The sequence below is a fragment of the Nocardia flavorosea genome (assembly GCF_015477805.1).
In the GTDB taxonomy this organism is placed as follows: domain Bacteria; phylum Actinomycetota; class Actinomycetes; order Mycobacteriales; family Mycobacteriaceae; genus Nocardia; species Nocardia flavorosea_A.
The window spans coordinates 721,596-734,573 of record NZ_JADLQL010000002.1 but is presented as its reverse complement, the minus strand read 5'-3'; the positions used below and the strand labels follow the sequence as shown (position 1 = coordinate 734,573).

Here is a 12,978-nt window from a genome sequence, read left to right as displayed (position 1 = left end):
CGTCGATGACCATAGACCAAATGCTCGACAATGCCCGCTCGCAGTTGCGGCGGATCCAGCCGGTCGAATTACCGGCCGCGCTCGCGCGGGGCGCGATCCTGGTGGATATCCGGCCCGCTGCCCAGCGGACCCGGGAAGGGACGCTGCCCGGCGCGCTGGTGATCGAACGGAATGTCCTGGAGTGGCGGCTGGATCCGAGCAGCTCCGCCCGGCTGGCACTGGCTGTCGATCACGATATCGAGTGGATCGTGGTGTGCTCGCAGGGCTACACGTCGAGCCTGGCGGCGGCCTCGCTACGTCAATTGGGGTTGCATCGCGCGACCGATCTGGTCGGCGGTTACCAGGCATTGGTAGCTGCGGGTATGCGCACGGTGGCGACCGGTGCCGCGCACTTCACCAGGGAAGTCCGTTCGCTCGCGGTTCTGTGAATTGGTCCGGGCCGTCGGTGAATAGATCCGGAACGCAATGCTTTTCCGTGCTGCCGTCGGTACCGGTGGAATTTCCTAAGCAACCAAATGGTCTATTTTCGTGGGTAGCCGCGGGCGGCCGGATCGATTCCATATGCCGCGGTCCACGGGCGGGCGGCTGACGAATCGATTTGCCGTGCACGCTAGGGTGGTTCGCTGTGAGCAACCCGAACTCCTCGTCATCCGGCGGCTCCGCGGGCACTGTTCCCGCGGGGCGATCCGGCCGCGCAGCGGTTGTCGACGACATCCCCGAGCAGATGCGGATCCGGCGGGAGAAGCGGGAACGGCTGCTCGCCGCGGGCGGTGAGGCCTATCCGGTGGTGGTGCCCCGCACCCATACGCTGGCCGAAATCCGGGCCGCCCATCCGGATCTCGCGGCCGATACGGCGACCGGTCAGCAGGCCGGTGTGGCCGGGCGCGTTATTTTCATGCGCAATACCGGGAAATTGTGTTTCGCGCAGTTACAGGAGGGCGACGGCACCACCTTGCAGGCGATGATCAGCCTGAACGGGGTCGGTGCGGATGCCCTGGCGGCGTGGAAAGCCGATGTGGACCTCGGCGATATGGTTTTCGTCCACGGCGAGGTCATCTCGTCGCGTACGGGCGAATTGAGCATTATGGCCGATACCTGGTCGATGGCGGCCAAAGCGTTGCGGCCGCTGCCCGTCGCCCATAAGGAGATGAACGAGGAAACGCGGGTCCGCCAGCGTTATGTGGACCTGATCCTCCGCCCGGAGGCCCGGGAGATGGCCCGTACCCGGGTCGCGGTGGTGCGGGCGCTGCGCAACGCACTCGAACGCCGGGGTTTCCTCGAGGTCGAGACACCGATGCTGCAGACCCTGCACGGCGGTGCGGCGGCCCGGCCGTTCCGGACACATTCCAATGCGCTCGATATGGATCTCTACCTGCGCATTGCTCCGGAACTCTTTCTCAAACGCTGTGTTGTCGGCGGTCTCGAGCGGGTCTTCGAGATCAATCGCAACTTCCGTAACGAGGGCGCCGATTCCACCCATTCGCCCGAGTTCGCGATGCTGGAAACTTATCAAGCGTACGGAACCTACGATGACTCCGCGCGGATGATCCGGGAATTGATCCAGGAAGTCGCTCAGGAAGCTCTGGGGACTCAGGTGGTGACGCTCGCCGACGGATCGGAATACGATCTGAGCGGCGAGTGGACAATGGTGGAGATGTATCCGTCGCTGTCGGAGTCGCTGGGGGTCGAAGTCACTCCGGAAACAACTGTCGCGGAATTGCTGGCGCTCGCCGAACGGGAAGGTCTGGAAATTCCCGAAGGCAAGGGTTACGGCCACGGCAAACTGGTCGAGGAACTCTGGGAGCACTGCTACGGCGACAAGCTGTACAAGCCGACTTTCGTCCGGGATTTTCCGGTGGAGACATCCCCGCTGACCAGGCAGCATCGGTCGCGTGCCGGAGTTACCGAAAAGTGGGATCTGTATGTTCGTGGCTTCGAGTTGGCCACGGGCTATTCGGAGTTGGTCGATCCCGTCATCCAGCGCGAACGGTTCGTCGATCAGGCGCGGCTCGCCGCGGCCGGTGACGACGAAGCAATGGTTCTGGACGAAGACTTCCTCGCCGCGATGGAACACGGGATGCCGCCGACGACCGGAACCGGTATGGGAATCGATAGGTTGTTGATGGCGCTCACCGGATTGGGAATCCGGGAAACGATACTGTTCCCAATAGTGCGGCCGGTGGGCCGTTGAGCGATCGGTTTGCATAGCCGATCGCTCGTCTTGGAAATTTCCGAATTCGAGGTATTCTTGCCTCGGGTAATCGGCCTGATTTTGCCGGGCCGCACGATTTCGAGAGGACGTTCATCTCATGGCAAAGAAGGTCACCGTTAGCCTGATCGACGATGTCGACGGTGAGTCCATCGCGGACGAGACCATCGAGTTTGCAATCGATGGGGTGTCGTACGAGATCGACCTGTCGTCATCGAATGCGGCGAAGCTTCGGGACGAGTTGGAACAGTGGGTTTCCAGTGCTCGGCGCGTGAGCGGCCGGCGCCGGGTGAAGTCCGCGGTCGCCGCCGGTGCCGGCAACAGCAAGGGCCGTGCCACCATGGATCGCGAACAAAGCGCCGCAATTCGCGAGTGGGCCCGGCGGAATGGTCACAAGGTTTCCGCGCGCGGGCGTATCTCCGCCGATATCACCGATGCGTACAACAAGGCCTCGAAGGGATAGTTCTTCTTTCAACCGTCGTTCGCGAGTTATTTTCTACGAAGCGGACGGCGGTCGGTCTTTCTCGATAGCTAATTGGAATTACCGCTGGCCCCGGCGTTGTCGGCCGGGGCCGCTGCGCTCAGCGGTGATCAGTCTTGCTCCGCCGCCCGCTCGCCCGGCACCATAGGGGTTGTTGGTTGTACCGAGCCCGTGCGGGGGTCGGGGCGGTGTCCGGCACTTGCTGCCGGTATGGAGAGGTCAGGTAGCGGCGCAGTGTCCGGATCCGTCGGTTCGTTCCTACGTTTCACCGATGACGAAGGCCGCCGCCGTGAGGTGATGCTGACCCCCGACCGGCAGCGGATCACGATCGGCCGTTCGGTCGGCGCGGACCTCTCGCTGCGCTGGGACGCCGAGGTCTCGCGATTACATGCCGCCGTGGAGTATCTCGCCGCACAATGGACCATCGTGGACGACGGCCTATCCCGCAACGGCACGTTCATCAACGGCGAAAGGCTGCACGGCCGCCGCCGGCTCATGCCGGGCGATCGCATCCGGATGGGCACCTCCATGGTGTCGTTCCACGATTTCAACGGGGTGGCCGACGATGCGACCCGGGCATCGAGCGGCACCATCCCGACCGTCCGGTCGCTGACCGAGGCGCAGCGCGGGGTGCTGATCGCGCTGTGCCGCCCCTACAAGGGGGACGTCGGATTCGCCGCCCCAGCGACGAACCAGCAGATCGCCGACGAACTGTTCCTGAGTGTGGACGCCGTCAAAACGCATCTGCGTGCGCTGTTCGCCAAGTTCGGGGTCGAGGATCTGCCCCAGAACCAGAAACGTGTCCGGCTCGCCGCGCTCGCCATGCGCAGCGGGCTGATCACCGATCGTGACCTGTAGACCTGCGGTTATCCCGGCGGGCCCGGAATCGGTGTGTTCGCTCTCGGCAAAACCGGAGTGGGAAACGAATCCGTGGGTATGGGCGTTATGAGTGAATAGCGCTGGCACCGGCCGCGGATCATTAGGGTGGACCGGCGGCAGTGTGACCACCCGCCAACTAGAGTGGGAGGCGGGGGCCGCAACCCCTGGCCTTCATGGCAGGCTGAGGCCGACGGTTGTCCACGACACACCACGGCGTCAGCCGGCCATAGAGTCCGGAGCAGGAGAGTGAGGGAGCGATGTTCGAGAGGTTCACCGACCGCGCGAGGCGTGTCGTCGTCCTGGCCCAGGAAGAGGCCCGGATGCTCAACCACAACTACATCGGCACCGAGCACATCCTGCTGGGTCTGATTCACGAGGGTGAGGGTGTCGCGGCCAAGTCGCTGGAGTCGCTCGGAATCTCGCTGGAGGGCGTGCGCAGCCAGGTCGAGGAGATCATCGGCCAGGGCCAGCAGGCTCCGTCCGGCCATATTCCGTTCACGCCGCGCGCCAAGAAGGTGCTGGAGCTGAGCCTGCGCGAGGCGCTGCAGCTCGGCCACAACTACATCGGCACCGAGCATATCCTGCTGGGCCTGATCCGCGAGGGCGAGGGAGTTGCGGCCCAGGTTCTGGTCAAGCTCGGCGCCGACCTCAACCGGGTCCGCCAGCAGGTGATCCAGCTGCTGTCCGGCTACCAGGGCAAGGAGCCGGTGGAATCCGGTGCCCGCGGCGAGACGGGTACGCCGTCCACATCGCTGGTCCTCGATCAGTTCGGCCGTAACCTCACCCAGGCAGCGCTGGAGGGCAAGCTCGACCCCGTGATCGGCCGCTCGAAGGAGATCGAGCGGGTCATGCAGGTGCTGTCCCGCCGCACCAAGAACAACCCGGTGCTGATCGGCGAGCCCGGTGTCGGTAAGACCGCCGTGGTGGAGGGCCTGGCTCAGGCCATCGTCAACGGCGAGGTCCCCGAGACGCTCAAGGACAAGCAGCTCTACACCCTCGACCTGGGTTCCCTGGTCGCGGGCAGCCGCTACCGCGGTGATTTCGAAGAGCGCCTGAAGAAGGTGCTCAAGGAGATCAATACCCGCGGCGATATCATCCTGTTCATCGACGAGCTGCATACGCTGGTCGGTGCGGGCGCCGCCGAGGGCGCCATCGACGCGGCCTCGATCCTGAAGCCCAAGCTGGCCCGCGGTGAGCTGCAGACCATCGGCGCCACCACCCTCGACGAATACCGCAAATACATCGAGAAGGATGCCGCCCTGGAGCGCCGCTTCCAGCCGGTGCAGGTGGGCGAGCCGACCGTCGAGCACACCATCAACATCCTGAAGGGCCTGCGCGACCGCTACGAGGCGCATCACCGGGTCTCGATCACCGACGGCGCCCTGGTGGCCGCCGCCACTCTGGCCGACCGCTACATCAACGACCGGTTCCTGCCGGACAAGGCGATCGACCTGATCGACGAGGCAGGCGCCCGGATGCGTATCCGCCGGATGACCGCGCCGCCGGACCTGCGCGAGTTCGACGACAAGATCGCCGACGCGCGCCGGGAGAAGGAAAGCGCGATCGACGCGCAGGACTTCGAGAAGGCCGCACGCCTGCGCGATAAGGAGAAGCAGCTCGTCGCCAAGCGTGCCGAGCGCGAGAAGCAGTGGCGCTCCGGTGATCTGGACGTCGTAGCCGAGGTCGACGACGAGCAGATCGCCGAGGTGCTGGCCAACTGGACCGGTATCCCCGTCTTCAAGCTCACCGAGGAAGAGACCACCCGTCTGCTCCGTATGGAGGACGAGCTGCACAAGCGGATCATCGGCCAGGAGGACGCGGTCAAGGCCGTGTCCAAGGCCATCCGCCGTACCCGCGCCGGCTTGAAGGATCCCAAGCGCCCGTCCGGCTCGTTCATCTTCGCCGGCCCGTCCGGTGTCGGTAAGACCGAGCTGTCCAAGGCCCTGGCGAACTTCCTGTTCGGTGACGACGACGCGCTCATCCAGATCGATATGGGCGAGTTCCACGACCGCTTCACCGCCTCGCGGCTGTTCGGTGCCCCTCCGGGCTACGTCGGCTACGAGGAGGGCGGCCAGCTCACCGAGAAGGTGCGCCGCAAGCCGTTCTCGGTGGTGCTGTTCGACGAGATCGAGAAGGCGCACCAGGAGATCTACAACACCCTGTTGCAGGTTCTCGAGGACGGCCGCCTCACCGACGGTCAGGGACGCACAGTCGACTTCAAGAACACGGTGCTGATCTTCACCTCGAACCTCGGCACGCAGGACATCTCGAAGGCGGTCGGCCTGGGCTTCACCCAGTCGAACAACGAGGGTTCGAACTACGAGCGGATGAAGCTCAAGGTCAACGACGAGCTGAAGAAGCATTTCCGCCCCGAGTTCCTCAACCGTATCGACGATGTGATCGTCTTCCACCAGCTCACCACCGAGCAGATCGTGGCGATGGTGGATCTGATGATCGACCGCGTCGGTGTCCAGTTGAAGAACAAGGATATGTCGATGGAGCTGACCGACCGGGCCAAGAGCCTGCTGGCCAAGCGCGGATTCGACCCGGTGCTGGGTGCGCGGCCGCTGCGTCGCACCATCCAGCGCGAGATCGAGGATCAGCTGTCGGAGAAGATCCTCTTCGGCGAGATCGGCGCCGGCCAGAACGTGGTGGTCGACGTCGAGGGCTGGGACGGCGAAGGCTCCGGCGAAGATGCTCGCTTCACCTTCACTCCGAAGGCCAAACTCACCAAGGACGACGGTGAGAAGAAACCGGAGGTCGTGCTGACCGGTGCCGGCGAAGGCTCCACCGAGGCCGCCTCGGGCGAGTAGGATCCAGCAAACGAAAGGGCCTGTCCGGCTGTATTACACAGCTGAGCAGGCCCTTTTCGTATGTCCAGAACTTCCGTTACCCCTCGGAAAACTTCTGGGCGGGCAGGCGAGGGCGCGCGTAGGCTGTCGGCAAGGGACCAACTCGAATGGGGGTAACGATGACCGATCCCGCGCAGAGCCTGATCGCCGTCCTGCTCGATCGCTCGGGCTCCATGCAATCGATCAAATCCGATACCGAAGGCGGACTGGCCGCCTTCTTCGAAGAACAGCGAAAGGTCGAGAAAACCGTCCGGGTGACCTTCGCCCAGTTCGATACCGAATACGAATGCCTGTACTCGAACACTCCGCTGGAACAGGTTCCGCCGCCGGTCCTGCATCCCCGGGGCGGTACGGCGCTCTACGATGCGATCGGGAAACTGGTCACCGATATCGGCGCCGAGCTGGCGGCGCGCCCCGAGTCCGAACGTCCGGGTACGGTGATCGTCGTCATCCTCACCGACGGCCACGAGAACTCCAGTCGCGAATGGACGCATTCCGCCGTACGCGCGCTGATCCAACAGCAGCAGAACGACTACAACTGGGATTTCCTGTTCCTGGGCGCGAATATGGATGCGGTGCAGATCGGCACCGAATTGGGGTTCGCCCCGCAGCAGTCGATCACCTACGGCGCCGCCCCGGCCGGTGTACAGGGGGTCTTCCGGGCCGCGGGTGCCTACTCGTCCCGCTTACAAGCGCCGGGGGCTACGGGCTCGGCCCGCGCCGCGGGGTTCACCGACGAAGAGCGGCGTGCGGCCGATCCGGGTGGTAGCCGGTGAATCCGCACCTCGCGGGTGGCCCTGCCCGTCTTCGTTCGGATTGCCAGTTGCGATATCGGAGCAGGCGCTAGCGGGGTATCCGACACCGTTCGGCCGGATCGGTCGCAGCGAGTGGCTATTCCGGTGCAACGGGGCCGGTTTCGATCGGCTCGCGGTCGCCGGACGGAGCTGTCCGCTGCTTATCGTCCGCCCCGGCCCGTGCTCTCGATGCCTTGTCCGGATCCATCGCGATACGCAGCGGGCGGCTCGGCAGCCGGGCCGCGACCCGGAAACCGCCACTCGGTTTCGGGCCCGCCGTCAGCGCGCCACCGAGTGCGTGGGTGCGTTCCCGCATGGCGATGATGCCCATACCGCGCGTCGGGCCGGTGTGTTCGGGTTTGCCCGTGGGCCGGGTGTTGTCGATGGTGAGATCCACGGAATCAGTGGTGAACCGCACGGTAACCGTGGCCTCGGCATTCGGCGCATGACGGATGACATTCGCCAGCGATTCCGTGACGATCTGGGTCGCCGCCTCGTCGATGGCCCCGGGTAGGGAACCGGCCGTGCCGATCACCCTGGCGTGCACGGTCAGGCCGGCCAGTCGAGGTTTACGGAGTAGTTCCTCCAGATCCGACATCGTCGGATCCGGTTCGCGCGGCGGCGGGGCGGCCGCAGCGGGCGCCGAGGCGCTTTCACCGGCCTGCTCGGGGCCACCGCCCACGCCGGTGGCACCCACCCGGTCGCGACGGCCGAAACCACTGCGCCGGACACGCTTCTCGCGTTCACTGCGCACCACCGGATCCGGATCACACGGCCGCTCGCGATCGGGTCGCGCGGGGCCGGCGGGCTCCACCGACTGGATGGCGTGGCGTAATGCCTGTACATCCTCGAGGGCGTTACGGCTGGTGGTCTTGATTTCGGCCACCGTGCCCGCGGCCTTCGCCGATTTGTTCTCGACCTGCTGTAGCGCCATCCCCGACTGCACATTGATCAGCGAAAGATTGTGTGCCACCACATCGTGTAGTTCCCGGGCGATCACCAGACGTTCGGTACTCACCTCGAGTTCGCGTAGCCGCTGTGCGGCGGTCGCGGTCGCGGCGTCGCGCTCCCGGTACACCCGTAGCAGCGCGCGGCGCTGTCGCAACAGCACCACCAGGGCGGCGGCCAGCGCAAGCCAACCCAGTAGCCCGACCATCTGCCAGCTCGTCATCGCGGACTCTCCACCCGCACCACCCTATTCGCACTCCGGGCCGAACCGGCGGTGCACACCCGGATTCCCGGTGTGGCAAGAGATTTGCGGGGCCGTAACCGCCGATCGGGCACGGCACAATCGATGACGGTGCGATGATCGGCGCATCTGCGGCGGCATCCGGCCCGCCGCGGGTATGGTCCAGAGATGGTCGACCAGCAAGTGCGTGTACCGGACCTGTCAGCGCGACCGTACGAGCTGACGGTGGAGCGGGTGATGAAGGCATCGCCCGAACTGTTGTATCTGGCGTGGACCCAGGGATTCGATATCTGGTTCGCCGAGCCCGCGACGGTGCGGATGCGGCCCGAGGTGAACGAACCGTTCTATTTCGAGACCGCGCACGAAGGGAGCATGCACCCGCATTACGGGCGCTTCCTGCGGCTCGAGCCCGGACGGCTCGTCGAAATGACCTGGATGACCGGAGCGGCGGGTACCGAAGGCGCCGAAACGGTGGTCCGGGTGGAGTTCGTCAAACAACCCCGCGGGATCCGGTTACGCCTGCGGCACAGCGGCTTTGCCGGCGAAGCAGCCCGCGACCGGTATCGCGCCACCTGGCCCAAGGCGCTGGCCCGACTCGACGAACGAACCGCGGCGGCAAGCTGATCACGACGGTTGGCCTCGGTGAAGCAGGAACCCGCCTCACGATCGTGAGGTTCAGGAGGAGTCCTGGTCGTTCACGGCCGGAACGAAGCCGAGGATGCGAGTAGTTTCGGAACGGACCCGAACATCGTCGAAAGGATTGTGATGCCCACACGTACCGCACGCACCGCATGGACCGGTGGTCTGCAGGACGGAACCGGCCAGGTCGAACTGGTCAGCTCCGGAGTCGGAAAGTACGAGGTGTCCTTCCCCAAACGTTCCGCCGAGGAAGCCGGCGGCACCACGAGCCCGGAGGAGTTGATCGCGGGAGCCCACGCCTCCTGCTACGCGATGGCGCTGTCCAATGAGATCGCCCAGGCCGGCGGCACCCCCGAAAGCCTCGATGTTTCGGCGGCGGTCACGCTGGGCCCGGACCCGGCGGGCGGTTTCCGGATCAGCCGTATCGCGCTGACCGTGCGCGGCCGGGTGTCCGGCTTGGACAATGCGGGTTTCACCACGGCGGCCGCCGCCGCCAAGGCGGGATGCCCCGTGAGCAAGGCACTGGCCGGTGTCGACGAGATCACCTTGGACGCCGCACTCGATTCCTGAGCCCTTCGCCCGGGTTCTCCGGCGGACCGGGGAGCCCGGGCGCATCGGCCGTCAGCCGTGCGTTCGGGTGAACCATGCGCGTGCCGCGGGGGTGTGCATCGCCGGGATCGCGATCAGCACCGCGCAGATATGCCCGGCGCGGGTGATGGCGACGAGTACGTTCCCGGCCGTCGCATCCGGTAGCACATCGGCGACGCTATCGGCCGCGCAGAGCGCGGTGAGCGGCCGCCGCGCGCGGGCCACGCGACCGTGCAGACGGGGGCGTGGCCGGCTTGGCGAATGGTCAGGAACTTTTACCCGAGACGTCCAGCACGACCTCGAATTCCAGCAGCGAGGCGCCGGTCGCCACCGGCTTTTTCTGCTGCCCGGCGTGCGCTTCCCTGGCCGGACCATCCCGCCAGGCCGCGAAGGACTCTTCGGAATCCCACTGGGTGACGACGAAGTACCGGTTCTCACCGGCGGTCGGCCGCAGCAGTTGGAAGCCGAGAAAACCAGGGGAATTCTCGACAGCGTGCGCGCGGTGGGCGAACCGCTCCTCGAGCTCGGGACCCGCGCCCTCGGGGATCTCGATCGCATTGATCTTCACAACAGCCATACCTCGAGCTTAACGCCGGAATTTCGGAGACGGCCCGCACCTCGGGGGCATGCGCTGTGTTAACGGAGCCGCTCCACGGCTCGAGGGTGGGGCCCGCCCGGGGAAGGTTGGCCGTACGGAGGAACGGTGTCCGGGGGGCTTTCGGGCCGAATTACACTCGGGCCGGTGTTGCACGACGAAGGTGGATCCGGGGTTCCGATACTACTGTTGCACGGGTTGATGGGCAGTGCCCGGACGTGGGCTGACCAGCTCGATTGGCTGCGGAGGCACGGTCATGTTCACACCTTCGACGCGGCGGGGCACGGCCGCCCCGCGCCGGCCGAATTGACGACCGACGCGTTCGTCGCGGATCTGGCGGTGGCGACTGCCGGGATCGACGCACCGATGGTGATTATCGGCCATTCCATGGGGGCCCTGCACGGATGGGTTTTCGCGGCCGAGTATCCGGAGCGGGTACGGGCACTGGTGGTGGAGGATATGGCGGCCGATTTCACCGGGCGTACCGCCGCGCACTGGGCGGCCATGATCGAGGCCTGGCCGCAGCCGTTCGCCGACGAGGCCGCCCTGCTCGAATTCTTCGGCCCGGTTGCGGGGCGTTACTTCCAGCGCGCATTCGACCGGACACCCGACGGCTACCGCCTGCACGGAGATATCGCCACCTTCCGCGATATCTCCGAGGAATGGGGAACCCGTGCGTTCTGGCCGCAGTGGCGGCAGGTGCGCGTGCCCACGCTGCTCATCGAGGGCGAACACACCATCACCCCGCCGGGGCAGATGCGCCGGATGGCCGATCTGCACCCGGACGCGGAACACATCGTGATCCCCGCGGCGGGCCATCTGGTGCACGACGACCAGCCCGGCCGCTACCGCGCCGCGGTCCAGCGGTTTCTCGCCGGGGTACTCGCCGTGAATACAACGCCAGGCGGCTGACCGCCCAGTACTTGCCCGCCTGTGCGGGCAGCGTTCTCCGGAAACGGCGCCGAAACGTGGCCGCAGCGGTCTCAGCCCTCGCCCGCCAGCGCGAACCGGCCGTCCCGGGTCTGCTCGATCAGACCGTCCACCAGCAGCGAATCGAGCGCGCGGTCGCGCTGTCCGGGATCGCGGGTCCAGGCCAGGTCGAGACGGATACGGTCCACCGGTTCGGTCGCCGCGCGCAGTACATCGAGTAGCCGGCCGCGCGCCTGCCGGTCGGTGCCCTCGTACTTCTGGGTGCGGCGCGTCGATTCCTGGCGCGGCCGGCCCGCCGCCACCCAGGCACAGCGGGGCAGGGGGCAGCGGGTGCAGTCCGGGGTGCGGGCGGTGCATACCGTCGCGCCGAGTTCCATCAGCGCCGCGGAGCAGGCCGCCGCCCGGTCCACCCGGGCGGGTAACAGTGCCTCGGTTTCGCGCAGGTCCCGGGCGGCCGGATTACCGGCCTCGCCGCGCCCGTGTACGGCCCGGGCCACCACCCGGCGAACATTGGTGTCCACTACCGGAACCCGCTGCCCGTACGCGAAACAGGCCACCGCTCGCGCGGTGTAGGCGCCGATACCGGGCAACCCGAGCAGCACCTCGACATCGTCGGGAACCTCGTCCCCGTGTTCGGTCGCCAGCACCTGCGCGCATTCGTGTAGCCGCAGCGCGCGCCGGGGATAACCGAGTTTGCCCCAGGCGCGCAGCACCTCGCCGGCGCTCGCCGCCGCCATGGCCGAGGGCACCGGCCAGCGCGCTACCCATTCCCGCCAGATCGGTTCGACGCGCGAGACCGGGGTCTGCTGCAGCATGATCTCGCTCATCAGGATCTGCCAGGCGCTCACACCGGGGCGGCGCCACGGCAGGTCGCGAGCAGACCGGGCGTACCAGTCGATCAACGCGTCGGTATCGAGCGGTGGCACCGCATCCGCAGTGCCGCGGCCCGCCTCGGTCATCGGTCCGCCGACTGCTCCGCTGCTCACCCGAAACGCTCCGTTCTAACTGTGCAGTGCCACCGCCGACGCGGATACCGACGCCGTGCTGTAACAGGACCGAAGCCGGGGGCAATGCCCTGTAGTGCAGAATGGACACATGCCTCAGTCCAACCCGGTGAGTGCCTGGAAGTCGCTGCGCGAAGGTAACGAGCGCTTCATGAACGGCACATTGCAGCATCCTAACCAGGGTGCCGCCGATCGAGCCAAGCTCGTCGGTGGCCAGAGCCCGACGGCCGTATTGTTCGGCTGCGGTGACTCACGGGTGGCTGCGGAATTGATTTTCGATCAGGGCCTCGGCGATATGTTCGTGGTGCGCACGGCGGGCCACGTCATCGATGCCTCGGTTCTGGGGTCCGTCGAGTACGGCCTGGATGTGCTGAACGTACCGCTGATCGTGGTTCTCGGCCACGACAGCTGCGGTGCGGTCAAGGCGACCGTGGACGCATTGGACGGCGGCGCCGTACCCGGTGGGTTCATCCGCAGCGTCGTCGAGAAGGTCACGCCGTCGGTGCTGATCGGCCGGCGTGAGGGGCTGGAAACGGTCGATGAGCTCGAGGCCCGGCACGTGGTGGAGACCAGCCAGCTGCTGATGGAGCGCTCGAAGATCGTGTCCGAGCGGGTCGAAGCGGGCGACTGCGCCATCGCATGTGTCACCTACAAGCTCGCCGAAGGCCGTGCGCAACTGCGGCGCGTGGTCGGTGAGATCGGGGAGACCGTCTGACGGTGCGGACGGTTTCGTCCGGCCGGACCCCGGCCGGACGACCACGGTGGCGGCCGGCGGACCAGCTTGTGGTGTGCCGTTGACCGCCACCACCGCCGAATAC

Annotated in this window: 14 protein-coding genes; 10 read left to right on the top strand and 4 right to left on the bottom strand. The window is 66.3% G+C overall.

What is annotated here, in order from left to right:
- Nucleotides 1-5 precede the first annotated feature (5 nt).
- The 6 genes from IU448_RS12320 to IU448_RS12295 all read left to right on the top strand — a co-directional run bounded on the left by IU448_RS12320 (nucleotide 6) and on the right by IU448_RS12295 (nucleotide 7,197).
- Complete coding sequence (locus tag IU448_RS12320; RefSeq protein ID WP_195055685.1) at nucleotides 6-428, top strand: rhodanese-like domain-containing protein; 423 nt, start codon at nucleotides 6-8, stop codon at nucleotides 426-428.
- 296 nt (nucleotides 429-724) lie between these two features.
- Entirely contained in the window at nucleotides 725-2,191 is a 1,467-nt protein-coding gene (lysS, locus tag IU448_RS12315) for a lysine--tRNA ligase (protein WP_195056261.1), read from the top strand.
- A 118-nt stretch (nucleotides 2,192-2,309) separates the two neighbouring features.
- A complete protein-coding gene (locus IU448_RS12310; RefSeq protein ID WP_195055684.1) occupies nucleotides 2,310-2,672 on the top strand; it encodes a histone-like nucleoid-structuring protein Lsr2 in 363 nt (120 codons plus the stop codon).
- A 252-nt stretch (nucleotides 2,673-2,924) separates the two neighbouring features.
- Complete coding sequence (locus IU448_RS12305) at nucleotides 2,925-3,548, top strand: FHA domain-containing protein (protein WP_416382988.1); 624 nt, start codon at nucleotides 2,925-2,927, stop codon at nucleotides 3,546-3,548.
- Nucleotides 3,549-3,826: 278 nt separating this feature from the next.
- Nucleotides 3,827-6,382 (top strand): ATP-dependent Clp protease ATP-binding subunit, encoded by a 2,556-nt coding sequence (locus IU448_RS12300; RefSeq protein WP_195055682.1) that lies wholly within the window; start codon nucleotides 3,827-3,829, stop codon nucleotides 6,380-6,382.
- Nucleotides 6,383-6,540: 158 nt separating this feature from the next.
- The gene (locus IU448_RS12295; RefSeq protein WP_195055681.1) at nucleotides 6,541-7,197 is read left to right on the top strand and encodes a vWA domain-containing protein; all 657 of its coding nucleotides are present in this window, start codon (nucleotides 6,541-6,543) and stop codon (nucleotides 7,195-7,197) included.
- A gap of 115 nt (nucleotides 7,198-7,312) precedes the next feature.
- Here IU448_RS12295 and IU448_RS12290 read toward each other — a convergent pair whose 3' ends face one another.
- Nucleotides 7,313-8,386, bottom strand: coding sequence for a sensor histidine kinase (locus tag IU448_RS12290; RefSeq protein WP_195055680.1), 1,074 nt, complete (start codon nucleotides 8,384-8,386; stop codon nucleotides 7,313-7,315).
- 186 nt (nucleotides 8,387-8,572) lie between these two features.
- On the opposite strand from IU448_RS12290, the gene IU448_RS12285 reads away from it, so the two are divergent.
- Together IU448_RS12285 and IU448_RS12280 are read left to right on the top strand one after the other, a co-directional pair.
- Nucleotides 8,573-9,028 (top strand): SRPBCC family protein, encoded by a 456-nt coding sequence (locus IU448_RS12285; protein WP_195055679.1) that lies wholly within the window; start codon nucleotides 8,573-8,575, stop codon nucleotides 9,026-9,028.
- Nucleotides 9,029-9,169: 141 nt separating this feature from the next.
- A complete protein-coding gene (locus tag IU448_RS12280; protein WP_195055678.1) occupies nucleotides 9,170-9,613 on the top strand; it encodes an OsmC family peroxiredoxin in 444 nt (147 codons plus the stop codon).
- Between the two features lie 51 nt (nucleotides 9,614-9,664).
- Here the strand turns inward: IU448_RS12280 and IU448_RS12275 are convergent, their stop codons facing one another.
- Entirely contained in the window at nucleotides 9,665-9,856 is a 192-nt protein-coding gene (locus tag IU448_RS12275; protein WP_195055677.1) for a hypothetical protein, read from the bottom strand.
- Between the two features lie 40 nt (nucleotides 9,857-9,896).
- Nucleotides 9,897-10,208 (bottom strand): antibiotic biosynthesis monooxygenase family protein, encoded by a 312-nt coding sequence (locus IU448_RS12270; RefSeq protein WP_195055676.1) that lies wholly within the window; start codon nucleotides 10,206-10,208, stop codon nucleotides 9,897-9,899.
- 165 nt (nucleotides 10,209-10,373) lie between these two features.
- On the opposite strand from IU448_RS12270, the gene IU448_RS12265 reads away from it, so the two are divergent.
- Nucleotides 10,374-11,138 (top strand): alpha/beta fold hydrolase, encoded by a 765-nt coding sequence (locus IU448_RS12265; protein ID WP_195055675.1) that lies wholly within the window; start codon nucleotides 10,374-10,376, stop codon nucleotides 11,136-11,138.
- 71 nt (nucleotides 11,139-11,209) lie between these two features.
- Here the strand turns inward: IU448_RS12265 and IU448_RS12260 are convergent, their stop codons facing one another.
- Nucleotides 11,210-12,115, bottom strand: coding sequence for an A/G-specific adenine glycosylase (locus IU448_RS12260; RefSeq protein ID WP_195056260.1), 906 nt, complete (start codon nucleotides 12,113-12,115; stop codon nucleotides 11,210-11,212).
- 136 nt (nucleotides 12,116-12,251) lie between these two features.
- On the opposite strand from IU448_RS12260, the gene IU448_RS12255 reads away from it, so the two are divergent.
- Nucleotides 12,252-12,875 carry a carbonic anhydrase gene (locus IU448_RS12255; protein WP_195055674.1) on the top strand — a complete coding sequence of 208 codons (624 nt, stop codon included), beginning with the start codon at nucleotides 12,252-12,254 and terminating at the stop codon, nucleotides 12,873-12,875.
- The last annotated feature ends 103 nt before the right edge of the window (nucleotides 12,876-12,978 follow it).